Origin of the sequence: Nonomuraea sp. NPDC004580, assembly GCF_040609855.1 — a bacterium.
Lineage (GTDB): Bacteria > Actinomycetota > Actinomycetes > Streptosporangiales > Streptosporangiaceae > Nonomuraea > Nonomuraea salmonea.
The window spans coordinates 79,140-106,135 of record NZ_JBEXLH010000023.1 but is presented as its reverse complement, the minus strand read 5'-3'; the positions used below and the strand labels follow the sequence as shown (position 1 = coordinate 106,135).

Genomic DNA, 26,996 nt, shown 5'->3' with positions numbered 1-26,996 from the left:
AGTGCGCAGAACTCTCGTCACCACGCTGGCCGGGCTCACCGGATGCACCGGGTTCGCCGCCCCGCCCGCCACGGCCGACCAGCCGCCCCTCTTCTCCGCGGAAACCGAGCAGCAGGCCCCGCCGCCCGTCTGGGGCGCCGCGTCCTCGCCGCGCATGCGCCCAGCACAGGCCGTCAAGTACTGGACCGCCGCCAAACAGGCCGAGGCCAGAGCCGCCGACCTGCCGAAGAGCCCCAAGGGAGCCGCGCGCACCGCCGCCTCCCTCAGCGTCCCCACCGCCAAGCGCCTCACCCCAGGCGGCGACGTCAACGGCTACGCCCGCGTCCGCAGGCCGTACACCGCCGTCCCCTACAGCCGCATCAGCGGCCGGCTCTTCTTCATCAACGCGGGAGGGCAGCCCGACTCCTGCACCGCCTCCGTCGTACGCTCCGCCGGCGAGCTGCTCATCGCCACCGCCGCCCACTGCGTCTACAGCGTCGCGGAAGGCACCGCCACCGGGCAGTGGCACCGCAACTTCCTGTTCATCCCCGCCTACGACGGCCGCGCCGCCGGCCTGCGGGGGCGCGAGCCGTACGGGCGGTGGGGCGGCCGGCGCGCCTGGAAGCCCGACGGCTACACCGGACTGCACGGCGGCGACTGGAACTCCAGCTACGACATCGCCCTCATCGAGGTCGGCAGGCGCGAGCGCACCCTCCAGGACGCCGTCGGCGCCTTCACCCCCATGCTCAACCAGGGCGGCAGGCACACCATCGCCACCACCGGCTATCCCGGGCTGCTCGGCAGGGAGCCGTACGACGGGCGCGACCAGCTCTGGTGCCTCGGCAGGACCCGGCAGTCCGCCGGCGTCGCCCGGACGGAGACCATGCTCGCCGCCAACACCGCCGGCCGCCCCGCAGGAAGCGGACGCATGGAGACGCACAACTGCCACCTCTACAAGGGCCACTCCGGCGGCCCCTGGTTCCTCAAGGACACCGGCGACCTCATCGGCGTGCTCTCGGCCGGCAAGGAAGACGGCGAGGCCGACGGCAACTCCGTCGCCACCGCGCTCAACCTCGAAGGCTACGGCGCCATCGTCGGCAAGGCCGACCCCGAAGGCGTCTACGACGCGCTGTCCGTCAAGCTGAGCCGCCCCGCCAGGCCCGCGAGGCCCGTCAGGCGCGGCCGCACCACGACCGTCACCGCCACGGTCACCATGCGCGGCCTCATGGCCGCCGCCCGGGTGCCCGTCACCATCGCCGCGCCCCGCGGCGCCGCCCTGGCCGCCGTGCACGGCGTCGCCTGCGCGCCCAGCCGCCGCCAGGCCACCTGCCTCATCCCGGCCGTCCGTCCCGGGCGGCCGGTCACGATCAAGGCACGCGTGCACGTCGCCGCCGGCGCGCCGCGCCGCCTCTCGCTCGCCGCCCGCGTCACCTCGACCAGGCTCGACCCGACGCAGCGCGACAACACCGACGTGCTGCGGCTGTTCACCCGCGGCTGACCTCGGCGACGGGCTCCTTCAGCGTGCGGGCCAGCAGCCAGGCCAGCACCGGGAAGACGATCAGGCAGGCCAGCGCCGTCCGCAGCGACGAGGCCTCCGCCACCGCGCCCACCAGCGGGCTCGCCAGGCCGCCCACGCTCACCGCCAGGCCCAGCGTCACCCCGCCCGCCGTGCCCACCCGGCTCGGCAGCAGGTCCTGGCCCAGCGTGACGTGCAGGGAGAACGGGGCGTACAAGGCGATCGAGGAGGCCGCCACGAACACGTACGCGGCCGGGCCGGGCACCAGCACCGCACCCGCGACCGCCGGCACGGCCAGCGCGTACGCCAGCCGCATCGTCCGCACCCGCCCCCACCGCGCCGCCAGCCTGCCGCCCAGCACCGTGCCCACCGCGCCGCCCGCGAACAGCACGAACAGCGCCACCGCCCCTGCCGCTCCCCCGCCCATCAGCAGGGCCACGAACGCGCTCAGCCCCACGTACACCACCGAGCGGAAGACGATCACCAGCGTCAGCCTGGCGAACGCCGGCCAGTCGTCGCGCCCCCGCACCGCCGCCACCGCTCCCGGCGTCCGCGCGCCGCCCGACAGCGAACGCACCGCGGGCAACGTCACCAGCGCGCCCAGCACGGCCGGCACCACCAGGAACGGCGAGGCGCCCAGGCCGCCCGCCGCCAGCAGCGGCGTCACCAGCACCGGCGCCGAGGCGAAGCCCAGCGTCCCGCCGAGGGAGAACCAGCTCATCCGCACGTGGCCGCCCTCGCTCGCGATCCGCGCCAGGCGGGCCGCCTCCGGGTGGTACGCGGCCACGCCGAGTCCGGACAGTGCCACCGCCAGCCAGGTCAGCGCGTACGAGTCGGACAAACCCCCCGCCGCCACCCCCAGCCCCGACACCACCATGCTCACCGGGATCAGCCATGGCATCCGCCACCGGTCCGTCAGCACTCCGAACAGCGGCTGCACGATCGACGACAGCAGCGTGGCGGCCAGCACGATGCCGGACACCGCGACGTACCCGTAACCGCGCCCGGCCACCAGGAACGGCACGAGCGCCGGGACCGCGCCCTGGTAGAAGTCCACGCAGGCATGGCCGGCGGCGAGCATGGGGATGCGCTTCACGTCTTCGATGATTCCTGCGGACGCCGCTGGCACGCTTCCGATAAAATGCCAAATCATGTCGGAAATCCGCCACCTGCCCGAGGCCCCCACGGGACGCCGTCCCCTGACCTCGGGCGCCGGCATCGACGCCCACCGGCACGACACCCACCAGATCGTGTACGCCTGCCGCGGCGTCCTGTCCGTCACCACCGACGCCGGCACCTGGGTCGCCCCCGCCAACCGGGCCATCTGGGTGCCCGCGGGCACCGTGCACGAGCATCGCGCCCACGGCGACACCGACCTGCGCCTCGTCGGCCTCACCGGCAACCCGCCGCGCCTGGCCAGGCCCGCCGTGCTCGCCGTCGGGCCCCTCCTCCGCGAGCTGATCATCGCCTACACCGGCGAGCCTCCCGTGCCCGAGCCCGAGCGCGACCGGCTTCTCGCCGTCCTCCTCGACCAGCTCCGGCGCGCCCCCGAGCAGCCCTTGCACCTGCCCACCGCGCGCGACCCCCGGCTGGCCGCCGTCTGCGCCGCCCTGCACCGCGACCCCGCCGACACCAGCACGCTGGCCAGGCTCGCCGCCCGCGCCGGCACCAGCGAGCGCACGCTCGCCCGCCTGTGCCGGGCCGAGCTCGGCATGAGCTTTCCGCAGTGGCGCACCCAGCTCCGGCTGCACCACGCGCTCCTGCTGCTGGCCGAAGGGGTGCCGGTGACGGCGGTCGCCCACCGGTGCGGCTGGGGGTCGGCGAGCGCGTTCATCGACGTGTTCAGGAAGGCGTTCGGGTACACCCCCGGCCGGGCCTTTACATTGTAGATTCGCTACACTGAGGTGTCGTGAGCAAACCCAAAGGTAAGGGCGGCACTCCGGCCACCATGGCGCTGACCAGGGCCAAGGCCGAGTTCACGCTCCACCCCTACGACCACGACCCCGACGCGCAGGCCTACGGCGAGGAGGCCGCCGACGCGCTCGGCGTCCCCTACGAGCGGATCTTCAAGACGCTGGTCGCCGAGGTCGAGGGCGGGCTGGCCGTGGCCGTCGTGCCCGTCGCGGGCAAGCTCGACCTCAAGGCGCTGGCCGGCGCGCTCGGCGGCAAGCGGGCCGCGATGGCCGAGGCCGCCAAGGTCGAGCGCGTCACGGGTTACGTCGTCGGCGGCATCAGCCCGCTGGGCCAGCGCAAACAGCTCCCCACGGTGGTCGACTCCTCAGCCCTCGACTTCGACACGATCTACTTCTCCGCCGGCAAACGCGGCCTTCAGCTCGAAACCGCCCCCGCCAACCTCATCACCCTCACCCGCGCCGTGACGGCCCCCATCGGCAAATCCGCCTGATGTGAGGGCACGTCACCCGGGCCGATGAGCCTGCGGCGGCCCCCCGTTCCCTCCGGGACGATCACGCCCTGGATGATGAGCGCCGTCCTGACCGTCGGGACGCGACCGTCCAGACGGCTGAGAACGACCTGGGCCCTCGCCCGACCCCTGCGGCTGAACGCGACCGGCGGAGCCGTCCTGCCGGGCCGGCTGGGGACGGGCGGGCTGACGAGCCGGAGGGCGCGCGGGAGCCGGGGCCTCCCTCCCAGGAGCCTGCGCCCTGTCCGGAGCCTGCGCCCTCCCAGCCGGCTGGGGACGCGCGGGCTGGGAGCGGGCCGGCGGGCGCGCGGGAGCCGGGGCCTGCGCCCTTTCTGGAGCCTGCGCCCTTCCTGGAGCCGGGGCCCTCCCGGGAGCCGGTGCCCCTCCCGGAGAGACCCCTTGTGGGGTGTGGGTGGCCGGGCGATGGCGGTCGCGTGGGGGCCAGTCGAAGGTGAGCTCCGTGCGGCCCTGCCGTGGGGAGATCACTTCGTCCTGGCCCATCAGCCACTCGAACAGACGGCGGTGGCGGCGCAGGAACGGGTGGGTGCCGCGCTTCCTGCGTTCCTCGTCGGCCAGGGCCTGTTCCAGGCCGGGCGTGTGGCCGCCGCCGAAGCGGGACATGTCGGGTTGGGGGAAGCCACGCGGCTCCGTACTGCGCAAGGCCAGCCGCATCGACTCCACCCAGATCGGCCCCGGCAGCGACGCCCCCTGCACCGCCCCGTAATGCCGGTCACCGATCTGCACGCCCCGCAGCGGGAACTTGTACGACCCCCTGATGTCCCCCACGCTGACCGCCGCCGCCAGGTCGGGCGTGTGCCCGGCGAACCACGCGGAGGTGTAGCCGTTGTTGGTGCCGGTCTTGCCCGCGGCCGGCCGCCCGATGCTCTGCCCCTGCATGGTGCCCTTGTCGAAGACGCCGGTCAGCACGTGGTTGACGGCGTCGGCGACGCGCTGCTCGATGGCCTGCTCGCAGGAGGGCGGCACGTGCGTACGCCGCCCGTCCCTGCCGGTGATCTCCACGATGGCGAGCGGCCGGCAGTAGAGCCCGCGCGCGGCGAAGGCCGCGAAGGAGGCCGCCACCGTCACCGGGTCCATCTCGTTGATGCCGAGCGTGAACGTCGGCACCTCCCGCAGCGGCGCCCCGTCGGCCCTGACGACGCCGAGCTTCTTCGCGGTCTTGACGACGTTGCAGAGCCCGACCTTGCGCTCCAGCATCATGTAGAAGATGTTGACCGACTTCCAGGTGCCGGTCTCGATGCTGTGCGGCCCGCCGTCGCCCTCGCCGCTGGCGTTGGTGATGCGCGTGCCGGGGTCGTTGACGGAGCGGCCGGCACAGTTCCGGTAGCCCTGGGACGGCGACAGGGCGCCGGGCGTCTGGAAGCCGTCGCCGAAGCGCCAGCCCTGCTGCAAGGCGGTGGCCAGGGTGAACACCTTGAACGTCGAGCCCGCCTGGAAGCCCTGCCCGCCCCCGTGGGCGACGTCTGCGGGCAGGTTGAAGGTGGTCCTGGGGCCGTTCTTGCGGTCGCCCGGGTTGCGGCCGAAGCGCTTGCTCGCGGCCATCGCCCTGATGCGGCCGGTCCCCGGCTCGACCATGGCCTCGGCGGCCACCTCGGTGTCCTCGGGCGAGACGTGCCGGCGGATGGCCTGCTCGGCGGCGCGCTGGGCGACGGGGTCGAGGCTGGTCCTGACCACCATGCCGCCCTTGGCCATGCGGCGGCGCCGCTCGGCGGCGGTGTTGCCGAAGACAGGGTTGGTGAGCAGTTCCTGCTGGACGTACAGGCAGTAGAAGGGGTACTCGGACTGGGCGCAGCCGCCTGGCTCGGGCCGCAGCCGCAGCCCGAGCGGCGAGCTCTTGGCCTGCGCCGCCTCCTGCTGGCTGATCAGCTTGAGCCCGGCCATGCGGTCGAGCACGAGGTCGCGCCGCCCCTTGAGCCGCTCGCGGTGCGCGCTCCCCAGCGAGGGATCGGTCGAGTACGGCATGCGCACCGCCCCCGCCAGCGTGGCCGCCTGGGTGAGCGTGAGCCGGGCGGCGGAGGTGGAGAAGAAGCGCCTGGCCGCCGCCTGCACGCCGTGGGCGCCCGCCCCGAAGTAGGCGATGTTGAGATAGCGCTCCAGGATCTCGTCCTTGCGGTACTTGCGCTCCAGCGCGAGCGCCAGCCGCAGCTCGTTGATCTTGCGGGCCAGGTTGGGCGCGCGGGCCTTGTCGCGCTCGGCGTCGGTGCGCGCGCTCTCCACCAGGATGTTCTTGACGAGCTGCTGGGTCAGGGACGAGCCGCCCTGCCGGATGCCGCCCGCCTGGGTGTTGGTGAGCAGCGCCCGCAGCGTGCCCCTGACGTCGAGGCCGCCGTGCTCGTAGAAGCGGGCGTCCTCGATCGCCACGATGGCCTGGCGCATCACGGGCGCGACCGCGCCGAGCCGCACGGTCGTCCTGTTGGCCTCGTAGAACTGCGCGAACGGCCGGCCGTTCCTGTCGAGCAGCCTGGTCACCTGGGCGAGCTGCTCCTCGCGCGGGGCGGGGGGCAGGTCCACGAAGGAGTTGACGGCGTTCTTCGCCGCGAGGCCGCCCCCGCTCACCACCGGGACGGCCAGCGCGGCCGCCAGCAGCCCGCCCAGCGCCCCCGCCAGCCCGAGAGCCCCGATGGATCTGAGTACGCTCACGTCAGATGTGTACGACGTCCCGATCAGCGGCAAACGCCCGGCTGCGAGCTCTTTACCGTTGCCTGCGGATGTTCAGACCGAGGGAGGCGAACTGCTCGAACGGCCGGTGGTAGCCGCGTTCGATGTGGTGCACGCCGCGCAGCGTGGAGGGGCCGTCGGCGACGGCGGCGGCCAGCACGGCCGAGAAGCCGGCCCTGATGTCGGGCAGCGTCACGTCGGCGCCCCTGAGCTTGGACACGCCGCGCACGACCGCCGAGTGGCGGGCGTTGGTGTCGTGGTAGCGGCAGGCAGGGCCGCCGAGGCACTGGTCGAACACCTCGATCTCGCAGCCCATCTTCTGCAGCGCGGGCACGTACACCAGGCGGTTCTCGAAGACCGTCTCGTGCAGCACGGACATGCCCTGGCTCTGGGTGAACAGCACCATGAGCGGCGTCTGCCAGTCGGTCATGAAGCCGGGGTGGGTGTCGGTCTGCACGGCCGCCGAGCGCAGGCCCTCGGGCGGCGCGGTGGCGCACAGGTACTCGTCGTTGATGTCGAACCTGGCGCCCATCCTGGCCAGCGTGGTGATGGCGGTGACGAGGCGGTCCTGGGGGCAGCCGTGCACGCGTACCTCGCCCTGGGTGATCAGCCCCGCCGCGAGGTAGGAGAACGCCTCGATGCGGTCACCGGTCAGCCAGGTGGAGGCGCCGCGCAGGCGTTCGACGCCCTCGATGACGATCCTGCGGTCGGGCGACAGCTCGATCCGCGCCCCCATCCGCTGCAGGAACAGCGCCAGCTCCACCACCTCCGGCTCGGTGGCGGCGTTCTTCAGCACGGTCTTGCCGTCGGCCAGCACCGCCGACATCAGCACGGTCTCGGTGGCGCCCACGCTCGGGTACGGCAGCTCGATGCGGGTGCCGTGCAGCCGGCCCGCCTTGGCGTAGATGCCGGCGTCCTGCACCTCCACTTCGGCGCCCATGGCGCGCAGCGCGTCCACGTGGAAGTTGACCGGCCGCCGCCCGATGGGGTCGCCGCCGACCAGCGGCACGAACGCCTCACCCGCCAGGTGCAGCAGGGGGCCGAGCATGAGGATGGGGATGCGGTTCAGGCCGGTGAACGCGTCGGGCACCCGGGGCTCGATCGCCGCGCCCCGCTCGATCCTGATCTCCGTACGGGAGATCTCGACGTCGATGCCCAGGGCGCGCAGCATGGCGGCGGTGATCTCGACCTCGCCGACCTCGGGGGCGTTGTGGATGCTGCTCTCGCCGTCGCCGAGCATGGCGGCGACCATGTGCTTGGACACGCCGTTCTTGGAACCGCGTACTTCGACGTCACCCCGGAGGGGGCCGGAGGGTTCTATCTGCCAGACCTCTTCTGCAATCACGAAGTGAGCCTAACCGGGAGATACCATCAAGCTGATTCGGACGTACATGTGAGGGGGAGTCGCGTGGCGAGGGAAGTACGCGCCTTTGCGGTAACTGTCCTCACTCTCGCCACTCTCGGAGCCGCCGCCGGCCTGCTCTGGTCCGGGCTGACGCCCCGGGCCCCCTACCAGGTCGTCGGGCAGGACGAGCCGGTGCTCGCCGACCCCACCACGCAGGCGCTGATCGCGGCCGACGGCTGGTTCGCGGTGATCACCGGCGGGCTCGGGCTGGCGTGCGGCGGCGTCGCCTGGTTCATCGCGCGGCGGTGGATGCTGCCGGTGCTGCTCGGGCTCTGCGCGGGCGGGGTGCTCGCGGCGTTCCTGACGCTCTGGATCGGGTCCTCGGTGACGATCGGGGCGGTCACGGTGGAGGCCGCCGTGGCGGCGAACGCCGCGCCCGGGGTGTCGATCGTCCCCGGCGCGCTGGAGCTGACCGCCAAGGGCGTGCTGGTGTGCTGGCCGCTGCTCGCCGTGGGGTTCTTCGCGCTGCTCGAAGGCATGCACGGCTACCGCGAGTCGCCGCTGCGGCAGCCGTACGGGATCGAGCCGGGCAGCCTGCACACCGGCGGCTGGCGCTAGAGCTCGGGCCGCCGCCTGCCGTGGCCCGTGGCGAGCTCGAACGCCCGCGCCACCCGCAGCACCCTGGCGTCCTCGAACGGCCGTCCGATGATCTGCACGCCCACCGGCAGCCCCTCGGGGGTGAACCCGGCGGGCACCGACGCGGCGGGCGCGTGCAGCACGCTGACCCAGTACGCCGAGCGCATCCACGACAGGTAGTCGGGCAGCTTGTGACCGTTGATCTCGCTGACGTGCGGATGCTCGACGGGGAACGGCGGCACCTGGCTGACCGGCGCGATCAGCACGTCGTAGGTGTCGAAGAAGGCGGCCATGCGCTGGTAGAGGCGGCTGCGCGCGATCTCGGCCCTGGCCAGGTCGGCGCCGGTGACCTTGCGGCCCTGCTCGACGTTCCAGGCGGTGTTGGGGCCGAGACCGCTCTTGTCGCCGTGGGCCAGCAGGTAGAACCAGGCACGGTAGGTCCTGAACGCGTCGTCGGCGCCCTCCAGGTCGAGCTCGACCTGCTCGACGCGGGCGCCGAGCCCCTCGAACACGGCGGGCGCGGTCGCGGTGACCGCCGCCGTGCGCGCATCGACCGGCAGCCCGCCCAGGTCGGGGCTCCACGCCACCCGCAGCCCGGCCACGCCCTGCTCCGGCTCGGGCGCGAACACCTCCTTGATCGCGTACGGCGAGCGCCGGTCGAACCCGGCGACGGCCCCGAGCATGAGTGTGACGTCCTCGACCGTGCGCGCCATCGGCCCCGGCACCGACAGCGTGTACCAGGCGGCCGTGTCGGACGGCGCGGGCACGCGCCCCGGCGTCGGCCGCAGCCCGACGACGTTGCAGAACGAGGCCGGGTTGCGCAGGGAGCCGCCCATGTCGGAGCCGTCGGCCAGCGCGACCATGCCGGTGGCCAGCGCGACCGCCGCTCCCCCGCTGCTGCCTCCAGCCGACTTCGACAGGTCGTAGGGGTTCCTGGTGGCGCCGAACACCTCGTTGACCGTGTGGGAGCCGGTGCCGAACTCGGGGGTGTTGGTCTTGCCGACGGTGATCGCGCCGGCCGCGCGCAGCCGGCGCACCATCAGGTCGTCGCGCTCGGGCACGTGCTCGGCGAACAGCGGCGAGCCGTAGGTCGTGCGGATGCCGGCGGTGTCGTGCAGGTCCTTGTGCGCGACCGGCACCCCGTGCAGCGGCCCGGTGGGCTCGCCGGCCGCCAGGGCCCGGTCGGCCGCCTCGGCGGCTTCGAGCGCGTGGCCGGCGGCGAGGGTGACGACGGCGTTGACGGCCGGGTTGACCTTGTCGATGCGGTCGAGATGGGCGCGCAGGACCTCCACGGCGCTCACCTGCCTGGTCGTGATCAGTCGGGCCAGCTCGGTCGCGGTCAGGTAGTGCAGTTCGCTCACGTGGTGATCCTCCCCTACGCGTGGCGGGCGGGCGACGGCGAGGGCTGCGGAAGGCCGCTCACGCGTTGAGGCAGGCCGGGCCGAGGAGCTGCTTGAGGTCGCCCATGAGCGCCGGCGACGGCGTGACCCGCAGCCGGTCGTCCACCCGCAGCACCGTCGTCCTGGGCCCGTTGCGCACCTGGAGGTGCACCTCGGACGTGCCGGGGTGGGTGGTGAGTATCTCCTTCAGCCGGCCCACGACGGGCGGCGTGCAGCGCGTCAGCGGCAGGCTGACCAGCACGGGACCGCCCGCCTCCTGGGTGAGGTCGGGCGCGGTCACCTCCATGGCGATGATCTTCGCGACGTCCTCCCGCTTGTCGATGCGGCCCTTGACGAACACGATCGCGTCCTCGGCCAGGATCGTCGAGCACAGCTGATAGGCCGACGGGAAGATCATCACCTCGATCGAGCCCGCGAGGTCCTCCAGCTGGGTCAGCACCCAGGTGTCGCCCTTCTTGGTGACCTTGCGCTGCACCCCGCTGAGGATGCCGCCCACGGTCACCACCTGCCCGTCGGGGCGGCTGTCGTCCTGCACGGCCGCGATCGAGCAGTCGGCCCCCGCGGCCAGGACGTGCTCGACGCCGAACAGCGGGTGGTCGGAGACGTAGAGGCCGAGCATCTCCCGCTCGAACTGCAGCAGCGTGGTCTTGTCCCACTCCCCCGGCGGGATCTGCACGTCGAACGTCTGATCCTCGCCCGCGTCGAGCGCCCCGAACAGCGAGTCTTGGCCGATGGCCTCGTTCCTCTTGATGTCGATGATCGCGTCGACGGCCTGCTCGTGCACCATGACCAGGCCCTTGCGCCGATGCCCGAGCGAGTCGAACGCGCCCGCCTTGACCAGCGACTCGATCACCCGCTTGTTGCACACCACGGCGGGCACCTTGCGCAGGAAGTCGGAGAAGCCGGTGAAGCGGCCCTTGCTCCTGCGGGCGGCGATGATGCCGTCGACCACGTTCGCGCCGACGTTGCGGATGGCCGACAGGCCGAAGCGGATGTCGGCGCCGCGCGGCGTGAAGTCGAAGTCGGAGTCGTTGACGTCGGGCGGCAGGACCTTGATGCCCATGCGGCGGCACTCGTTGAGATAGAGGGCCGACTTGTCCTTGTCGTCCTTGACCGAGGTCAGCAGCGCCGCCATGTAGGCCGCCGGGTGGTTGGCCTTGAGGTAGGCCGTCCAGTAGGCGATGAGGCCGTAGGCGGCCGTGTGGGCCTTGTTGAAGGCGTAGTCGGAGAACGGCAGCAGGATGTCCCACAGCGCCTTGACGGCCCCGTCGGAGAAGCCGTTGTCCTTCATGCCCTGCTCGAAGGTGGCGTACTGCTTGTCGAGCTCCGCCTTCTTCTTCTTGCCCATCGCGCGGCGCAGCAGGTCGGCGGCGCCCAGGGAGTAGCCGGCCACCCGCTGGGCGATGGCCATGACCTGCTCCTGGTAGATGATCAGGCCATAGGTCGTGTCGAGGATGTCCTCGAGCGGCTTCGCCAGCTCGGGGTGGATGGGCGTGATCTCCTGCTGGCCGTTCTTGCGCAGTGCGTAGTTGGTGTGGGAGTTGGCGCCCATCGGGCCGGGGCGGTAGAGGGCGAGCGCGGCGGAGATGTCCTCGAAGTTGTCGGGACGCATGAGGCGCAGCAGCGAGCGCATGCCGCCGCCGTCGAGCTGGAAGACGCCCAGTGTGTCGCCCTTGGCCAGCAGCTCGTAGCTCTTGCGGTCGTCGAGCGGCAGCGCGGGCAGATCGACCTTCTCGCCCGTCGTGGACTCGATCAGCTTGAGGCAGTCGTCCATGATGGTGAGGTTGCGCAGGCCCAGGAAGTCCATCTTGAGCAGGCCGAGCGTCTCACACGTCGGATAGTCGAACTGCGTGATGATCGCGCCGTCGGAGTCGCGGCGCATGATCGGGACGTGGTCGGTCAGCACCTCGCGCGACATGATCACGCCGGCCGCGTGCACGCCGGTCTGCCTGATCAGGCCCTCGAGGCCCCTCCCGAGGTCCATCGTGGCCTTGACGTCGGGGTCCTCGTCGTAGAGGCGGCGCAGCTCGCCCGCCTCGGCGTAGCGCGGGTGATCGGGGTCGAAGATGCCGGCCAGCGGGATGTCCTTGCCCATGACCGCGGGCGGGAACGCCTTGGAGACCCGGTCGCCGAGCGCGTAGGGGTAGCCCAGCACGCGCCCCGCGTCCTTGATGGCGGCCTTGGCCTTGATGGTGCCGAACGTGGCGATCATGGCCACCTTGTCGGCGCCCCACCGCTCGGTGACGTAGCGGATCACGTCGCCCCGCCGGCGTTCGTCGAAGTCGATGTCGACGTCGGGCATCGACACGCGCTCGGGGTTGAGGAACCGCTCGAAGATCAGGCCGTGCGGGATGGGGTCGAGGTCGGTGATGCCCATCGCGTACGCCACCAGCGACCCCGCCGCAGAGCCGCGCCCGGGCCCGACCGGGATGCCCTGCTGCTTGGCCCACATGATGAAGTCGGCCACCACGAGGAAGTAGCTCGGGAAGCCCATCTGCTCGATGATGCCGATCTCATATTCGGCCTGCCTGCGGTGCTGCTCGTCGTAGCCCTCGGGCCAGCGGCGGGCCATGCCCTCCCAGACGGTCTTGCGGAAGAACTCGCTCTCGGTCATGCCGTCGGGGACGGGGAACGTCGGCATGAGGTTCTTGTGCTCGAAGAACCCGCTCGGATCGACCTTCTCGGCCACCAGCAGCGTGTTGCGGCAACCCTCCGCCCACAGCTCGGAGGAGTCGACCGCGCGCATCTCGCCGGCGCTCTTGAGGTAGTAGCCGGTGCCGTCGAAGCGGAAGCGGTCGGGGTCGGACAGCTGCCTGCCGGTCTGGATGCAGAGCAGCGCGTCGTGGGAGGCGGCGTCGGACTCGTGGGTGTAGTGGGAGTCGTTGGTGACCAGCGGCGGGATGCCGAGCCGGCTGCTGATGCGGGTCAGGCCGTCGCGGACGCGGCGCTCGATGTCGAGGCCGTGGTCCATGATCTCCAGGAAGAAGTTGTCCTTGCCGAAGATGTCCTGGTATTTCGCCGCGGCCTTGAGCGCCTCCTCGTCCTGGCCGAGCCGCAGCCTGGTCTGCACCTCGCCCGAGGGACAGCCGGTGGTGGCCATGAGGCCCTCGGCGTGCTCGGCGATCAGCTCGGCGTCCATGCGGGGCCACTTGCGCACGAAGCCCTCGGTGTAGGCGCGCGAGGACAGCCGCATGAGGTTGTGCAGGCCGGTCTTGTCGCGGGCCCAGATCGTCATGTGGGTGTAGTGGCCGCCCGCCGAGACGTCGTCCTTGCGCTGGTGCGGCTCGCCCCACAGCACCGGCCGCTTGGTGTGGCGCGACTCGGGCGCCACATAGGCCTCGATGCCGATGACCGGCTTGACTCCGGCCGCCGTGGCCTGCTTGTAGAAGTCGTAGGCGCCGTGCATGTTGCCGTGGTCGGTGATGGCGATCGCCGGCATGCCCAGCTCGCCGACCAGCTCGAACATCTGCTTGAGCCGGGCCGCTCCGTCCAGCATCGAGTATTCGGTGTGGACGTGCAGGTGAACGAACGAGTCACTGGACGACATGGAACCGCGCCTCCCAGCCGGCTGAACGGACGTGCGGATCCGACTTTAATCCGCGCCACCGACAGGTCCTGCGGCCTCAGGAACGGCGTGCCGAGGGCCACCCGTACCCGCTGCACCCGATACCCTCGGAAGTCACCTTAAGTAGTCGAGGAGTGACGCGGTGCGCACGGAGACGGACGAGGGATACCGAAAGGCGCTGGGCAACCGGCAGGTCCAGATGATCGCCATCGGCGGGGCGATCGGCGTCGGCCTGTTCCTGGGCGCGGGCGGCCGCCTGGCCGCCGCCGGCCCCGGGCTCGTTCTCTCCTACGCCGCCGCCGGGCTGGCCGCCTTCTTCGTCATGCGGGCCCTCGGCGAGCTGGTCCTCTACCGCCCCGTCTCGGGCTCGTTCGTCGAGTACGCCGGCGAGTTCATCGGCCCATGGGCCGCGTTCGCCAGCGGCTGGATGTACTGGATCAACTGGGCCTTCACCGGCATCGCCGAGCTGACGGCGATCGCCGCGTACATCTACTACTGGGCGCCCGCCTGGCCGCAGTGGCTGACGGCGCTGATCGCGCTCGGCATCGTCATGACCGTCAACCTGCTGTCGGTGCGGTTGTTCGGCGAGCTGGAGTTCTGGTTCGCGCTGCTCAAGGTGCTGGCCATCACGACCTTCCTGGTCGTGGGGCTGGTGCTGGTGGTGTTCGCGGTCGGCGACGCGGGGCCGCACAACATGGTCGCGCACGGCGGGTTCTTCCCGACCGGGTTCCCGCTGGTGCTGATGAGCCTGCAGTCGGTCGTGTTCGCGTACGCCTCGATCGAGCTGGTCGGCATCGCCGCCGGCGAGACGGCCAGGCCGCACGAGATCATGCCCCGCGCGATCAACGGCGTCGTGTGGCGCATCGCGGTCTTCTACGTCGGCTCGGTCGCGCTGCTCTGCATGGTCCTGCCGTGGACCGCCTACAGCGCGGGCACCTCCCCCTTCGTCACCGTCTTCGCCGGCCTCGGCGTGCCCTGGGCCGCCGACGCGATGAACCTCGTCGTGATCACCGCCGCCCTGTCGTCCTGCAACTCCGGCCTGTACGCCACCGGCCGCATCCTGCGCTCGATGGCCATGAAGGAGGAGGCGCCCGGCTTCACCGGCGTGCTCAGCTCCCGCCACGTGCCGATGGGCGGCATCCTGTTCACCGCGTCGATGCTGCTGGCCGGGGTGGCGCTGTTCTACTTCCTGCCCGAGCGGGCCTTCAACATCGCCACCGCCTGCGCCTCGCTCGGCGTCATCACCACGTGGGGCGTGCTGGTGTGGTGCCAGATCCGCCTGCGCCGCTCCGGCCACCGCTCCACCTTCCCGATGCCCGGCTCGCCCTACACCAACTGGCTGACGCTCGGGTTCCTCGCGCTGGTGGTGCTGCTGATGCCGTTCGCCGACGAGGACCAGCTCGTCGCCTTCCTCCTCATCCCGGTGCTCGCCGTCGGCATCGCCTTCGGCTGGCGGATGGTACGCCGCCGTCGCGCCGCCGTGCCCAGGGCCTGACCCGCCCGGCCATACCCGGGCCGGTGATCGGCTGGGTAGTCTCGATGGCGCAGTCGTGAGAAGACGCCGCTCGGGGAGGTCGTGCTGGACGAGGCTGGACGCGGCACCAGGGGGTCGCTCATCAGGGCCGGAGTGGCGGTCGCGATCGGCGTGGCGCTCGCGCTGGCCTGCCTGCCCCTGGGGGTCTATCCGAAGCTCGCCTGCGCGGTGCTCGACGCGGGCTGCCCGCCCGGCTCGCCCGCGGGCGACCTGCCTCGGGTGACCCGCCTGACCGCCTTACAGGCCGCCCAGAGCGGCGCCTACGTCGCGCTGGGCGACTCCTACTCCTCCGGCGAGGGGGTCTACGACCTCGACAGGCAGCCGGTCAACGAGGGCGCCGACCGCTGCCACCGGGCCACCGGCTCGTACGTGCCGCTCGTCGCCGAGACCTACCGCTTCGGCGGCGGCACCGCCTTCTACGCCTGCAGCGGCGCCACCACCCGCCAGCTCCTCGCGGGGCAGCACGGCCAGCCGCCCCAGGTCAGCCGGGTCGGGCCGGGCGCCAGCCTGGTCACGCTCAGCATCGGCGGCAACGACGCCGGCTTCACCAAGGTGCTGACCGGGTGCATCGTCAAGCTGCCCTGGTCGTCGGCCTGCGTCGATCAGGAGACCGCGGTCAACCGGCGCATCGACGAGCTGCGCACGAGCGTGCTGCAGGTGCTCAGGGAGCTGCGCGTGCGTGCTCCGCAGGCGCGGGTGATCGTGCTCGGCTACCCGCGGCCGTTCCCCCAGGACCCGGTGGCCACCGTCGACAATCTGAGCGCGGCCGACCAGCGGTGGCTCAACGGCGTGACGCGGCGGCTCAACGACACGGTCGGGTCCGTGGTGAAGGACTTCGACCGGACGATCGCCGCGTTCGGCGCCCCCGGCAGCGCCGAGTACGTCGACGCCTACGAGGCGTTCAGCGGGCACGAGGTCGGGCAGCCCGCGCCGTACCTGAACGGGCTCGCCATGGAGGTGGGCGAGCTGCGCGTCAACGCCCGCAGCTACCACCCGACCGGCGACGGCTACCGCCGCTTCGCCGAGCTGATCATCGAACAGATCGCCGACGGCCCCGGCCGCCCGCTGAACAACCTCCAGCTCTCCCAGCCGACCCCCGGCTGACCCGCAGGGGTCGCCGTGGCGATCAGGGGGCGATCAGGGGGCGGTCAGGGGACTGTCGCGGGGCGATCACTGGGCGGTCACTGGGCGGCGCGGCGCGCAGCCCCCTGCGGCGGAAGGGCCCGTCAGAAGGCGTCAGCGCGGGTCAGGGGGTGGTGCGGCGCTCCGCGAGGTGGAGGCCCGCCTCGATGACGGCGTTCATGATCGGGGTGAGGCCGGGTTCGCCGAGTGACGGGGCGCGCTTGGCCATTCTGGCGACCAGGGCGCGTTCGCGGTCCATGTCGCGTCCTGCGAAGCCGCCCACCGGCTTGATGCGCTGCACGATGCCCGCCAGCTCCACCCGGCGTTCGAGCAGCGTGGCCAGGGCGGCGTCCACCCGGTCGATCGCGGCGCGGCACTCGGGCAGCGTGGCGGGCGACTCGGGACGCAGCAGCCCGCCGGCGACGGTGACGGCCTCCTCCGCGAGCGCGCGGCCCTCGGGGCCGGCCACCAGCCCGTCCGCCCCGGCGGCGACGGCCGCGGCGGCGAGCTCCGGGCCGCCGGTGACGTCCACGAGCACGGGACGCCCTGACGCGGCCCGCGCCGCGCGTACGAGACCCAGATCGGGCCGCCCGCCCTCGCACAGGATCACCCGCCCGTCGCCCTCGACGGCGCAGTAGCCGGCCAGCCCCAGCCACTCCTCGATGGACGCCCCCGGCCGCCGCTCCACGACGACCGGCAGCCCCGTCCCGGCCGCCGCCCGGACGAGCGGGATGTCCCGCGTCCACGACGCCCCCACGACGACCGCATCGGCGTGCGCGGCGATCGCCGGCAGGTCCGCCGCGGTGGCCGGCTCAACGAGCGTGACCCCCTGGGCGAGCCCGGCGGACCGCCCATCAGGCCCCGCAGCGGGCGGCACCGGGGGCGACACCGGGGGCGGTGCCGAGGTCGCGTCGTGGGCCCGTCGTCCGCGCAGGCTGACGCGGGTGGCGATGATCGCGGGGCGCCCTTCACCCACAGGCAGGCCGCCCAGCGTGATCGCCTGCCGCTCCAAAGTCGATGACATCCCGGCTCCTCATTCGGCCGGCCCCTGGAGCCGGCGGGGGAACGAAAAAAGGCAGAGACGATGGTCTCTGCCTCGTGCCGACTCCAGGTGGTCGCTAGCTGACGACCGGCTCTCCCGGAGCCGGCTCGGTAAACGCGTAGCGACGACAAGTCATATCTGAACCTTACACCCCCGCCTCCACCTGCTGGGCGGCACTTCTCGCATGACGGAGTGGCCTTCGAGCGAGTCGCCGATGATCCCTGCCTATGGGAGTATTTCTTGGCCTAGAGGAGGGTTTGAGGCCGTTGATGTCGGATCGCAAGCAGGAGGGACGCCGCATCGCCGGCCGCTACCAGCTGCAGGAACCCATCGGCAGGGGCGGGATGGGCATCGTCTGGCGTGCCTACGACGAGCTCTTGGACCGCACGGTGGCGGTCAAGGAGGTCAGGTACGCCGCCGCCCTCGGCGAGGAGGTGCAGCTGCTGAACCGGCGCACGATGCGCGAGGCGAGGGCGGCGGCGAGGTTCGAGCATCCCAACGTGATCGTCGTGCACGACGTGATCGAGGAGGACGACCGGCCCTGGATCGTCATGCAGCTGGTCCAGTCGCGCTCGCTCGGCGCGGTGATCAAGCAGGACGGTCCCTTGCCGCCCAAGCGGGTGGCGGAGATCGGGCTGGCCGTGCTCGACGCCCTGCACCGCGCCCATGAGGCGGGGGTGCTGCATCGGGACGTCAAGCCCGAGAACGTGTTGCTGGCCGACGACGGCAGGGTGGTGCTGACCGACTTCGGCATCGCCACGCTGGAGACCGAGACGCAGCTCACGGTGACGGGCCTGGCGGGCACGCCGGCGTTCATCGCGCCCGAGCGGCTCAAGGGCCTGCCCGCGCGGCGCGAGTCGGACCTGTGGTCGCTGGGCGCCACCCTCTACACGGCGGTCGAGGGCCGCTCGCCGCACGAGCGCGGCATGGCGCTGGCGACCATGCACGCCGTGCTGACGGACGAGCCCGACCCCGCGCCGCACGCGGGCCCGCTGACCGACGTGATCATGGGGTTGCTGGTCAAGGAACCGGTGCAGCGGCTGACGTACGAGGAGACGCAGCGCATGCTGCGCGCGGCCATCGCGGGCTTCTCGCAGCCGAGCGCGCCGCCCACCGCCCAGTTCCCCACCGCCCAGTTCCCCGCGGCGCAGTTCCCGCCCGAGCAGGAGCTGCGGGTGCCGGAGCCGGCCAAGCGTCCCGCCCAGAGTCAGGCGCAGAGCCAGGCGCAGAGCCAGGCGCAGAGCCAGGCGCAGGGTCAGGCGCAGGGTCAGGCGCCTCCGAAGCCGAAGCGGCCCGGCCCCGCCAAGGCGCGGCGGCCGTACGCGCCGGTGGAGGACGACACCCCCACCGACCCGAACCTCGCGAGCGCCCGCGCGCAGGCCGCGCCCGCCGCTGAGAACGTTCCCGAGACCGGCGTGCGCCTGTCCCAGGCGCCCACCGCGGAGCCGCAGCACCCGCCGTCGGGGCCGACCGGCGAGTCCACGCTGAGTGCGTCCAAGGGCGAGCCGCGGCGCATGATCACGGTGGTCGCGGCGGCCGTGGCCGTCCTGCTGGTCGCGGGCGTGGGCGGCTATCTCGGCCTGCGTTCCGCGCCCGAGGACTTGGATGGCGAGGGCGCCCAGGCGGCGGTCGCCAGCACGGTCCCGACCGGGCCCAGCGCGTCCGCTCCGAAGACTCCCCCTGCGTCCCCGTCGGCCACTCCCTCCGATGAGGAGGAGGACGCGTCCCCGAGCCAGTCCCCGACCCAGTCCCCGACCCAGGCGGCGAGCCCCACGGCCGAGCCCGAGGAGACCAAGGAGGCCGAGCCCGCGTTGCCGTCCGGCTGGAAGAGGCAAACGGACAACAAGCTCGGCTTCTCCATCGGCCTGCCCAAGGGCTGGGACGAGTGGCAGCGTTCCGGAATGGTCGGCAGCGGCGTCGAGTACAAGGGCCCCGGCGGGGCGCCCAACGCGCACGTCCGCATCGAGCGGGCTTCCAAGCTGGGCAAGGACCCGCTGAAAGGCTGGAAGAAGCTGGAGTCGCGGCTGAAGAACCGCTTCGGCGGCTACAAGAAGCTCAGCATCAAGGAGGTCAAGTACGGCAAGGCGGCGGCCGACTGGGACTTCATCTGGCCCACGCAGACGGGCAAGTCCCGCATCCGCTACCGGGGGTTCATCGCCGAGGACGGCAAGGCGTACGCGATCTACTGGCACACCCTGAACAGCCACTGGAAGGACGACCTCCACTTCTTCGAAGGCTTCTGCGCGACGTTCTCGCCGAAGAAGTAGGCTGCGCGGCGTGCACGTCAGCAATCGTTACCGCCTCGTCGAGCCCATCGGCGAGGGCGGCATGGGGGTGGTCTGGCGGGCCTACGACGAGTTGCTCGACCGTACGGTGGCGATCAAGGAGGTCCGCTACACCGGGGTCGGCGACGCCAAGCGAGCCGAGCTCAACCGCCGCACCATCCGCGAGGCCAGGGCGGCCGGGCGGCTCGACCATCCGTCGGTGGTCGTCATCCACGACGTCGTCGAGGAGGACGGCCGGCCGTGGATCGTCATGCAGCTCGTCCGCTCCCGCTCGCTGGCGAGGGTGATCTTCGAGGACGGCCCGCTGCGTCCCGCGCAGGCCGCGGTGATCGGCGGCCGGGTGCTCGACGCGCTGCGGGCCGCCCACGCGACCGGCGTGCTGCACCGCGACGTCAAGCCCGAGAACGTGCTGCTCGCCGACGACGGGCGGGTGGTCCTCACCGACTTCGGCATCGCCTCCATGGAGGCCGAGGCCGGGCTGACCGCGACGGGCGGGCTGGTCGGCACGCCCGCGTACATGCCGCCCGAGCGGCTCAACGGCGAGCCCGCGCGGCCCGAGTCCGACCTGTGGTCGCTGGGCGCGACGCTGTACACGGCCGTCGAGGGGCGGCCGCCGTTCAAGCGCGACTCGTGGGCGGCGACCGTGGCGGCGGTGCTGCGCGACGAGCCCGAGCCGCCGGCGCGGGCCGGGGCGCTCGGGCCGATCGTGATGGGGCTGCTGCGGCGCGAGCCGGACGCGCGGCTGCCCGCCGCCGAGGCCGCCCGCCTCCTGTACGACCTCGCCGCCACCGCCCCACCCCGCCCCGCCACCACCACGGACGCCCCCTGGCACGCCACCCCACCCGCCGACGGCTCCGGGCACACCACGCCACCACCCCACGCCTCCTGGCAACCGGTGCCGCCCCCCGACGGCTCAGCACACGCCACCCCACCGCCCCACGCCTCCTGGCAACCCGTGCCGCCCCCCGACGGCTCCGTGCCCGACTCCCGCTGGCACGGCACGCCTTCTCCCGAAGGTTTCGCGCCCGCCACGCCGCCTTCTGCGGGGTCCGGAGGCGCCACGCCCGAGCCGTCCTGGGCCGCCGCACCGGCTCACGCCTCCTGGCAGGGGGCACCGCCTGGAGGCGGGTCCTCCCCGGGCGGGCAGCCGACCGGGGATCGGCGGCCCGCCGGGCAGGGCCAGGCGACGATGGACCGGCCGCGGGGCGGGCGGCGCAAGACGTTGTGGGTGGGCCTGCCCGCGGCGGTGCTCGTGGTGGCGGTGCTGGGCGCCGGCGGCGTGCTGCTGTCCGACCGCTCGACGGGCACGACCGCCGCGCAGAGCCCCTCACCCACGGCGGACACCCCGACGGGCGAGCCCACGACGGGACCGCAGGAACCGACGCAGGAACCGGCGCAGGACCTCACGGACGACCCGGCAGAGGAGCCCACGGACGAGCCCACCGACGAGCCTGAGATCCCGGAAGGCTGGCGGCCCTACCGGAACGCCGACGGCCGCTTCCAGCTCGCCATGCCCGCCGAGTGGCGGGTGAAGAAGACCGACGGCCGCGACAGCGTGTCGGTCACCGGTCCGGGCACTCCCGGCAAGCTGCTGGTGGAGTGGACGGTCCCCGACATCACCTGGACGGACCCCGAACGGCACTGGATCCGCCTGGAGGCGGAGATCAAGAAGAAGGGCGAGTTCCAGGGATACCGGCGGATCGGCATCAGGTCCACCGAGTTCCTGGGCCGCCCGGCCGCCGACTGGGAGTTCACCAGGGTCCGCGACGGCGTGACGATCCACGTGCTCAACCGCGGCCTGCGCACCGCCGACGGCCGCCCGTTCGCCGTCTACTGGGAGACCACGCATGCGCGCTGGGCCCAGGACCGCCACTACTTCTACGACTTCCTCGAGACGTTCCGGCCCTTTGAGTAAGACGCTGTAGGTAAGACGCCGTAGGTAAGACGCCCTGAGTAGCACGCTGTGAGTAGAACCCTGTGAGTATGACGCTGTGAGCAGGACGACCGAGGAGCGGGCGACGTTCTGGCGGCACCCGGCGGTGCCGGAGACCGACCTGCTCAAGGCCCGCTACGTCACCCACCGCTTCTCCCGGCACGTCCACGACGGTTACGCCATCGGGCTGATCGTCTCGGGGGTGGAGGAGTTCGACTACCGGGGCACGTTGCTCCGGGCGGGCGCGGGCGAGGTGGTGCTGGTCAACCCGGAGTCGGTGCACACCGGGCACGCGGGGGTGCCGGGCGGGTGGGCGTACCGGATGCTCTATCCGTCGATCGAGGCGGTGGCGGCGATCGCGCGTGAGCTGGGCGGGCCCGGCGGGACGCCCCACTTCCCGCGCCAGGTGGTGCGCGACGCCGAGGTGGCGGCGCTGCTGCGGCGGGCGCACCAGGCGGCCGAGCGGGGCGACGCGCTGGCCGCGTCGACGCTGAGCCGCACGCTGTTCGCCCGGCTGCTGACGCGGCACTCCGCGCCGAAGCCGCCCGCCGCGCTGCCCGGCGAGGGCAGGATGGCCGTGCGCGCGGCGCTCGACCTGCTGCACGAGAGCCTGCTCGACCCGCCGACGCTCGACGGGCTGGCGCAGGCGGTGGGGGCGCGGCCGTTCCCGCTGCTGCGGGCGTTCAAGGCGGTGACGGGCCTGCCGCCGCACGCCTACCTGATCTCCCTGCGCGTCGCCAAGGCGCGCCACCTGCTCCTGAGCGGCATGCCGCCGGCGCAGGTGGCGGCCGAGTCGGGGTTCACCGATCAGGCGCATCTCAGCCGGCATTTCAAGCGCATCGTGGGCGTGCCGCCGGCGGCGTACCAGCGGGCCGCAGGATCGTACAAGAACCGACATTCCCGCATCTCATAGCCTCGGGAGGCATGGAACCGACAACTCACCGTTCCGCGGCTGTGCGGGACGGTCTGGGCGTGGGCCTGGCCGTGGGGCTGTCCGGGCTCGCCTTCGGCGCCGCGGCGATCACCGCGGGCCTGTCCGTGGCGCAGGCGTGCGTGCTGAGCCTGCTGGCGTTCACGGGCGCCTCGCAGTTCGCGCTGACGGGCGCGGTGGGCGCGGGCGGCGACCTGCTGGCCGCCAGTCTCGGCGCGCTGCTGCTGGGCGGCCGCAACACCCTGTACGGCCTGCGCCTGGCCGACCTCCTCCAGGTACGCGGCCCCCGCAAGCTGCTGGCCGCCCAGGGCGTCATCGACGAGACGACGGCCGTGGCGATGGCCCAGCCCGACCCCCGCTCCTCGCGTACGGCCTTCGTCACCACCTTCGCCACCCTCTACCTCACCTGGAACCTGACCACGCTGGCGGGCGCGTACGGCACCTCCTTCCTCGGCGACCCCGCCGTCCTCGGCCTCGACGTCGTGGGCCCGGTGGCGTTCCTGGCGATCCTGTGGCCCCGGCTGGCGGGCAGCGCCGAGCTGCGCGGGCTGGCCGCGGTGGCGGCGGCGATCGCCCTGTGCGCGACGCCGTTCTTCCCGCCCGGCGTGCCGGTGCTGCTGTCGGCCGTGGCGGTCTTGGCGGTGATGGTGCGATGACATTGTGGTGGGCGATCGCGCTGGTGTGCGCGGGCTGTTACGCGCTGAAGCTCGCGGGCCTCGCCGCGCCGCGCGCGGTGCTGGACCATGCGAAGGTGCGCAGGTTCGCGGAGCTGGTGCCGGTGGCGCTGCTGGCGGCGCTGATCGCGGTGCAGGTGTTCACGCAGGAGGGCGGGCTGAGCTTCGATGCGGCCCGTACGGCGGGACTCGGCGCCGGAATCGTCGCCCTGCTGCTCCGCGCCCCTTTTCTGGTCGTTCTGGCGGCAGCGGCGGCAATGACGGCGCTTGTCCGGTTTTTTCTGGGGTAGTCGCCGGTGCATGTCCGAATCCGCGGTGATGGTCGGTGGGCGTTACCGGCTCCTCAGGACGATCGGCAAGGGCGGCATGGGCACGGTGTGGCACGCGCACGACGAGGTGCTCGGCCGCGACGTGGCGGTCAAGGAGGTGCCTCCGCCTCCTGAGCTGACGGGCGCCGAGCGCGAGGATTTCGCTGTGCGCACGTTCAGGGAGGCCAGGGCGGCGGGCCGGGTGGCGCACCCGGGTGTGGCCACGGTCTACGACGTGCTGGAGGAACGCGGGCACCCCTGGATCGTCATGCAGCTCGTACGATCGCGCACGCTCGGTGAGCTGCTGCGCGACGAGGGCCCCATGACGCCCCTCCGCGCCGCGGACATCGGGCTGCAACTGCTGGAGGCGCTGCGCGCCGCGCACGCGGCCGGGGTGCTGCACCGCGACGTCAAACCGGACAACGTGCTGCTCACCGAGGACGGCAGGGCCGTGCTCACCGACTTCGGCATCGCCACCACGGAGGACGAGGCGCCGGTCACGCGAACGGGCGTCCTGGTCGGCACCCCGGCTTTCGTCGCCCCTGAACGCGCGGCGGGCGGCCGGGCGCGGCCCGCGTCCGACCTGTGGTCGCTGGGCGTGACGCTGTATCTCGCGGTCGAGGGCCACTCCCCCTTCCACCGGGACAACGCGCTGGCCACGCTGGGCGCGGTGATGCACGCCGAGCCGGCGCCGCTGGCCAGGGCGGGGGTGCTGGCTCCCGTCCTGCACGGGCTGCTGCGCAAGGACCCGGCGGAACGGATGACGCTGGAGGAGACCGAGCGGCGGCTGGCCGGCATCCTGGCGGGCGGTTCGTCCGAGCAGACCGGGCCCGTCCCGCTGCCCGCGCATACCGGGCCCGTCCCGCCCGCGCGTACCGGGCCCGTCATGGTGCCGCGCCGGCGGTCACGGGTGCTGCCGCTGGCCGCGATCGCGGGCGGCGCGCTGCTCGTCGGCATCGTCACGGGCGGGGCGGCCTGGTGGTCGAAGCAGGCCCGTGAGCAGCCGCGCGGCGGGCGGCCCGTACCGGCGGTGGTGACCACCTCCGCCCCGGCCGACCGCGACACGACGGCCAAACCGCCACCGGCGGGCGAGTCACCCCGCAGCGACACCGAGGTGGTCACTCCCCGCAGCACCCCACCACCCGCGCGCACCCAGCCGAGAACCCCGGACGCGGACGAACGCTCCCAGAACCGCCGCCACCGTCCCGACGACACCCCGGCCAGGACGCGGGACGAGGCCGCCCAGGAGGACGAGACGGACCGCCCGCAGCGGCAGAGCGAGTCTCCCTCGGAGTCCCCCTCGAAATCCCCCACGAAATCCCCCACGAAATCCCCCACGAAATCTCCCACGAAATCTCCCACGGAGGAGACCCCCGGCCAGATCGAAGGCTCGGACGGCGGCTGACCCCGCTCAGGGGGCCGCCGCAAGCGTGACGGAGCAAGGGGCCGCGGGGGCACGAACCGCGCCCCGGGCGAGAGCCGCTGGGCGCGAGCCTCAGACCGGCGGTTCGACGGCTCGGGTCAGGACTCGGCGCGGACCAGGTCGAGGGCCTTCTGCAGGTCCTGCGGGTAATCCGTGCTGAACGACATCCACTCCCCGGTCGACGGGTGCTCGAAGCCGAGCGCGACCGCGTGCAGCCACTGCCGGGTGACGCCCAGGCGGGCCGCCAGCGTGGGGTCGGCGCCGTACAGCAGGTCGCCGACGCACGGGTGGCGCAGAGCCGACATGTGCACCCGGATCTGGTGCGTACGCCCCGTCTCGAGCTTGATGTCCAGCAAGGACGCGGCGCGGAACGCCTCGACCGTGTCGTAGTGGGTCACCGACGGCTTGCCGCCGGCGACGACGGCCCATCGGCCGTCGCCCGACGGGTGCCGGTCGATGGGCGCGTCGACGGTCCCCCTGAACGGGTCGGGGTGCCCCTGCACGAGCGCGTGGTAGCGCTTGTCGACCGTGCGCTCCTTGAAGGCCCGCTTGAGGAACGAGTACGCGTGCTCGCTCTTGGCCACGACCATCGCGCCCGTGGTGTTGGCGTCGAGCCGGTGCACGATGCCCTGGCGCTCGGCGGCCCCGCTGGTGGCGATGGTGTGACCGGCGCCGAGCAGCCCGCCGATCACGGTGGGCCCCGTCCAGCCGACGGTGGGGTGCGCGGCCACGCCGATGGGCTTGTTGACCACGACGATGTCGTCGTCCTCGTACACGATCGTCATGCCCGGCACCGGCTCGGCGACCGGCATGGGCGTGGTGACCGGCGGCGGCATCGTGACGTCGAGCCACGCGCCGGCGTGCACGCGGTCGGACTTGGCCGGCACGCGGCCGTCCACCAGCACCTCGCCCGCGCCGATCAGCTCGGCCGCGCGCGTGCGGGAGAACCCGAACAGGCGCGAGAGCGCGGCGTCGAGCCGCTCGCCCTCCAGCCCGTCGGGCACGGGCAGGCTGCGCTGCTCACTCATCCTTGGCCGCCTCCTCCTTCGACCCGTCGATCTGCACGTTGCGCCAGGCCAGGATCACGGCCAGGATGCCGCCGCAGACGATCGCCGAGTCGGCGATGTTGAAGACGGGGAAGTAGTCGATGACCGGGAAGTTGCCCGGCAGCACCTCGATGAAGTCGACCACGTGGCCCTGGAGCTGGGTGGAGCGCCCGAACCCCGAAGGGTAGCGCAGCAGCCGGTCGGTGAGGTTGCCGACGGCGCCGCCGAGCAGCAGGCCGAGCGCGATCGCCCACGAGAGGCTGCCGAGCTTGCGCGCCGTGCGGATGATGGCCACGACGACGCCGGCGGCGATGAAGGTGAAGACGAACGTCATTCCGGTGCCGATGCTGAAGGCGGCACCGGAGTTGAAGATGACCCTGAACTGCAGCACGCCGGGGATCACGACCAGGGGCGCCTCACCCTCCAGGGTGCGCAGCACCACCGTCTTGGTGACGAGGTCGGCCGCGTAGATCACGGCCGACAGCGCGACGAGAACGGCGAACAGGCGCCCGCGTGGCCGGCCGGCGGTGCTCTCCCGTCCTACCGGCGCTCCTCCTTCTGCTTGCAGGCCACGCACAGCGTCGCCCTCGGGAACGCCTGGAGGCGTTCCTTGCCGATCTGCTTGTGGCACGATTCGCACACTCCATAGGTCCCTGCGTCGATCCTGGCGATCGCACGTTCGTTCTGCGCGACCAGATCGCGCGCATTCAGGGTAAGGGCGATCTCGCGTTCGCGCTCGTACGTCTTCGCGCCGGCGTCCGCCTGGTCGTCGCCCGCGCCCTGTGTGACGTCTCCAGAGGCTATCTCCGACTCGTGGCGCAGGATGTCCGCCTCGAGCTCATCGATCTCCTGCTGGAGCCTGCCGCGTACCTCGGCCAGCTCCTCATCCGACCACATCGACGGTGTAGCGGTCTGCGTGACTGCCGCCATGGCTGCCTCCATGCTGATCAAGGCCGTGAAATGGTGCGGGCAGCTTAGGATCCTGATAACGGAACGGCAAACGACCCGCCGGACGGTTTACCTAGCCCGTACTATCCCGCCTCGCGCATTCAACTCCTCCACACCGGCGTCCATTCCTACATCTTTGCGCCCTTTACGACTCACGTACCGCTGGGCGGCGATGAACCTCCCGACCCGGGAAACGTGGAAGCCTTGACCC

General features: G+C 72.4%; 21 protein-coding genes. 12 read left to right on the top strand and 9 right to left on the bottom strand.

From position 1 onward, the window contains the following. Position 1: 1 nt before the first annotated feature. Entirely contained in the window at positions 2–1,477 is a 1,476-nt protein-coding gene (locus ABZW11_RS23790) for a trypsin-like peptidase domain-containing protein (protein ID WP_355420760.1), read from the top strand. Here ABZW11_RS23790 and ABZW11_RS23785 read toward each other — a convergent pair. After that, positions 1,464–2,591, bottom strand: a complete 1,128-nt coding sequence (locus ABZW11_RS23785; protein WP_355420757.1) for an MFS transporter — start codon at positions 2,589–2,591, stop codon at positions 1,464–1,466. The two genes, ABZW11_RS23790 and ABZW11_RS23785, sit on opposite strands and share 14 nt — an antisense overlap. 55 nt (positions 2,592–2,646) lie before the next feature. Here ABZW11_RS23785 and ABZW11_RS23780 point away from each other — a divergent pair, with 55 nt between their 5' ends. Then, positions 2,647–3,384, top strand: coding sequence for a helix-turn-helix transcriptional regulator (locus ABZW11_RS23780; protein ID WP_355420754.1), 738 nt, complete (start codon positions 2,647–2,649; stop codon positions 3,382–3,384). Positions 3,385–3,443: 59 nt separating this feature from the next. Next, positions 3,444–3,899 (top strand): Cys-tRNA(Pro) deacylase, encoded by a 456-nt coding sequence (gene ybaK, locus ABZW11_RS23775; protein WP_355420808.1) that lies wholly within the window; start codon positions 3,444–3,446, stop codon positions 3,897–3,899. Between the two features lie 12 nt (positions 3,900–3,911). On the opposite strand, the gene ABZW11_RS23770 is transcribed toward ybaK, so the two are convergent. Together ABZW11_RS23770 and murA are read right to left on the bottom strand one after the other, a co-directional pair. Continuing rightward, complete coding sequence (locus ABZW11_RS23770; RefSeq protein WP_355420751.1) at positions 3,912–6,575, bottom strand: transglycosylase domain-containing protein; 2,664 nt, start codon at positions 6,573–6,575, stop codon at positions 3,912–3,914. 52 nt (positions 6,576–6,627) lie between these two features. Next, positions 6,628–7,938 carry a UDP-N-acetylglucosamine 1-carboxyvinyltransferase gene (murA, locus tag ABZW11_RS23765; protein ID WP_355420749.1) on the bottom strand — a complete coding sequence of 437 codons (1,311 nt, stop codon included), beginning with the start codon at positions 7,936–7,938 and terminating at the stop codon, positions 6,628–6,630. 63 nt (positions 7,939–8,001) lie between these two features. Here murA and ABZW11_RS23760 point away from each other — a divergent pair, with 63 nt between their 5' ends. Continuing rightward, positions 8,002–8,556: a hypothetical protein gene (locus tag ABZW11_RS23760; protein ID WP_355420746.1), complete on the top strand. Its 555-nt coding sequence runs from the start codon at positions 8,002–8,004 to the stop codon at positions 8,554–8,556. Here ABZW11_RS23760 and ABZW11_RS23755 read toward each other — a convergent pair. Then, positions 8,553–9,935: an amidase gene (locus ABZW11_RS23755; RefSeq protein ID WP_355420743.1), complete on the bottom strand. Its 1,383-nt coding sequence runs from the start codon at positions 9,933–9,935 to the stop codon at positions 8,553–8,555. The two genes, ABZW11_RS23760 and ABZW11_RS23755, sit on opposite strands and share 4 nt — an antisense overlap. A 58-nt stretch (positions 9,936–9,993) precedes the next feature. Beyond that, on the bottom strand, positions 9,994–13,521 hold the full coding sequence (gene dnaE, locus ABZW11_RS23750; protein ID WP_355420741.1) for a DNA polymerase III subunit alpha: 3,528 nt from the start codon (positions 13,519–13,521) through the stop codon (positions 9,994–9,996). A gap of 160 nt (positions 13,522–13,681) precedes the next feature. Here dnaE and ABZW11_RS23745 point away from each other — a divergent pair, with 160 nt between their 5' ends. Both ABZW11_RS23745 and ABZW11_RS23740 read left to right on the top strand, forming a co-directional pair. Beyond that, entirely contained in the window at positions 13,682–15,034 is a 1,353-nt protein-coding gene (locus tag ABZW11_RS23745; protein ID WP_355420738.1) for an amino acid permease, read from the top strand. Positions 15,035–15,115: 81 nt separating this feature from the next. After that, entirely contained in the window at positions 15,116–16,177 is a 1,062-nt protein-coding gene (locus ABZW11_RS23740) for an SGNH/GDSL hydrolase family protein (RefSeq protein WP_355420735.1), read from the top strand. Positions 16,178–16,319: 142 nt separating this feature from the next. Here ABZW11_RS23740 and ABZW11_RS23735 read toward each other — a convergent pair whose 3' ends face one another. Then, positions 16,320–17,219: a chorismate mutase gene (locus ABZW11_RS23735; RefSeq protein WP_355420732.1), complete on the bottom strand. Its 900-nt coding sequence runs from the start codon at positions 17,217–17,219 to the stop codon at positions 16,320–16,322. A gap of 287 nt (positions 17,220–17,506) precedes the next feature. On the opposite strand from ABZW11_RS23735, the gene ABZW11_RS23730 reads away from it, so the two are divergent. From ABZW11_RS23730 to ABZW11_RS23705, 6 genes are all read left to right on the top strand, one after another. After that, positions 17,507–19,504, top strand: coding sequence for a protein kinase (locus tag ABZW11_RS23730; protein ID WP_355420729.1), 1,998 nt, complete (start codon positions 17,507–17,509; stop codon positions 19,502–19,504). Positions 19,505–19,514: 10 nt separating this feature from the next. Then, the gene (locus ABZW11_RS23725; RefSeq protein ID WP_355420726.1) at positions 19,515–21,437 is read left to right on the top strand and encodes a protein kinase; all 1,923 of its coding nucleotides are present in this window, start codon (positions 19,515–19,517) and stop codon (positions 21,435–21,437) included. Between the two features lie 76 nt (positions 21,438–21,513). Then, the gene (locus ABZW11_RS23720) at positions 21,514–22,368 is read left to right on the top strand and encodes an AraC family transcriptional regulator (protein WP_355420723.1); all 855 of its coding nucleotides are present in this window, start codon (positions 21,514–21,516) and stop codon (positions 22,366–22,368) included. 11 nt (positions 22,369–22,379) lie between these two features. Then, entirely contained in the window at positions 22,380–23,042 is a 663-nt protein-coding gene (locus tag ABZW11_RS23715) for an AzlC family ABC transporter permease (protein ID WP_355420720.1), read from the top strand. Next, on the top strand, positions 23,039–23,350 hold the full coding sequence (locus ABZW11_RS23710; protein ID WP_355420718.1) for an AzlD domain-containing protein: 312 nt from the start codon (positions 23,039–23,041) through the stop codon (positions 23,348–23,350). The genes ABZW11_RS23715 and ABZW11_RS23710 overlap by 4 nt, the downstream gene beginning before the upstream one ends. A gap of 10 nt (positions 23,351–23,360) precedes the next feature. After that, the gene (locus ABZW11_RS23705; protein WP_355420715.1) at positions 23,361–24,773 is read left to right on the top strand and encodes a protein kinase; all 1,413 of its coding nucleotides are present in this window, start codon (positions 23,361–23,363) and stop codon (positions 24,771–24,773) included. Positions 24,774–24,889: 116 nt separating this feature from the next. Here ABZW11_RS23705 and ABZW11_RS23700 read toward each other — a convergent pair whose 3' ends face one another. Genes ABZW11_RS23700 through ABZW11_RS23690 form a run of 3 tightly spaced genes read right to left on the bottom strand, consistent with a single transcriptional unit; the run spans position 24,890 to position 26,767 of the window. Next, complete coding sequence (locus tag ABZW11_RS23700; RefSeq protein ID WP_355420712.1) at positions 24,890–25,819, bottom strand: RluA family pseudouridine synthase; 930 nt, start codon at positions 25,817–25,819, stop codon at positions 24,890–24,892. Continuing rightward, positions 25,812–26,414, bottom strand: coding sequence for a signal peptidase II (gene lspA, locus ABZW11_RS23695; RefSeq protein ID WP_355420709.1), 603 nt, complete (start codon positions 26,412–26,414; stop codon positions 25,812–25,814). The genes ABZW11_RS23700 and lspA overlap by 8 nt, the downstream gene beginning before the upstream one ends. After that, complete coding sequence (locus ABZW11_RS23690; protein WP_355420706.1) at positions 26,378–26,767, bottom strand: TraR/DksA C4-type zinc finger protein; 390 nt, start codon at positions 26,765–26,767, stop codon at positions 26,378–26,380. The genes lspA and ABZW11_RS23690 overlap by 37 nt, the downstream gene beginning before the upstream one ends. Positions 26,768–26,996: the final 229 nt, after the last annotated feature.

Excerpts from the sequence above, each read along its gene's own strand:
- ABZW11_RS23780 (WP_355420754.1), top strand. The coding sequence starts at position 2,647 with ATGTCGGAAATCCGCCACCTGCCCGAGGCCCCCACGGGACGCCGTCCC.
- ybaK (WP_355420808.1), top strand. The coding sequence starts at position 3,444 with ATGGCGCTGACCAGGGCCAAGGCCGAGTTCACGCTCCACCCCTACGAC.
- dnaE (WP_355420741.1), bottom strand. The coding sequence starts at position 13,521 with ATGTCGTCCAGTGACTCGTTCGTTCACCTGCACGTCCACACCGAATAC.
- ABZW11_RS23735 (WP_355420732.1), bottom strand. The coding sequence starts at position 17,219 with ATGTCATCGACTTTGGAGCGGCAGGCGATCACGCTGGGCGGCCTGCCT.
- ABZW11_RS23730 (WP_355420729.1), top strand. The coding sequence starts at position 17,507 with ATGTCGGATCGCAAGCAGGAGGGACGCCGCATCGCCGGCCGCTACCAG.
- ABZW11_RS23715 (WP_355420720.1), top strand. The coding sequence starts at position 22,380 with ATGGAACCGACAACTCACCGTTCCGCGGCTGTGCGGGACGGTCTGGGC.
- ABZW11_RS23710 (WP_355420718.1), top strand. The coding sequence starts at position 23,039 with ATGACATTGTGGTGGGCGATCGCGCTGGTGTGCGCGGGCTGTTACGCG.
- ABZW11_RS23705 (WP_355420715.1), top strand. The coding sequence starts at position 23,361 with ATGTCCGAATCCGCGGTGATGGTCGGTGGGCGTTACCGGCTCCTCAGG.
- ABZW11_RS23700 (WP_355420712.1), bottom strand. The coding sequence starts at position 25,819 with ATGAGTGAGCAGCGCAGCCTGCCCGTGCCCGACGGGCTGGAGGGCGAG.
- ABZW11_RS23690 (WP_355420706.1), bottom strand. The coding sequence starts at position 26,767 with ATGGCGGCAGTCACGCAGACCGCTACACCGTCGATGTGGTCGGATGAG.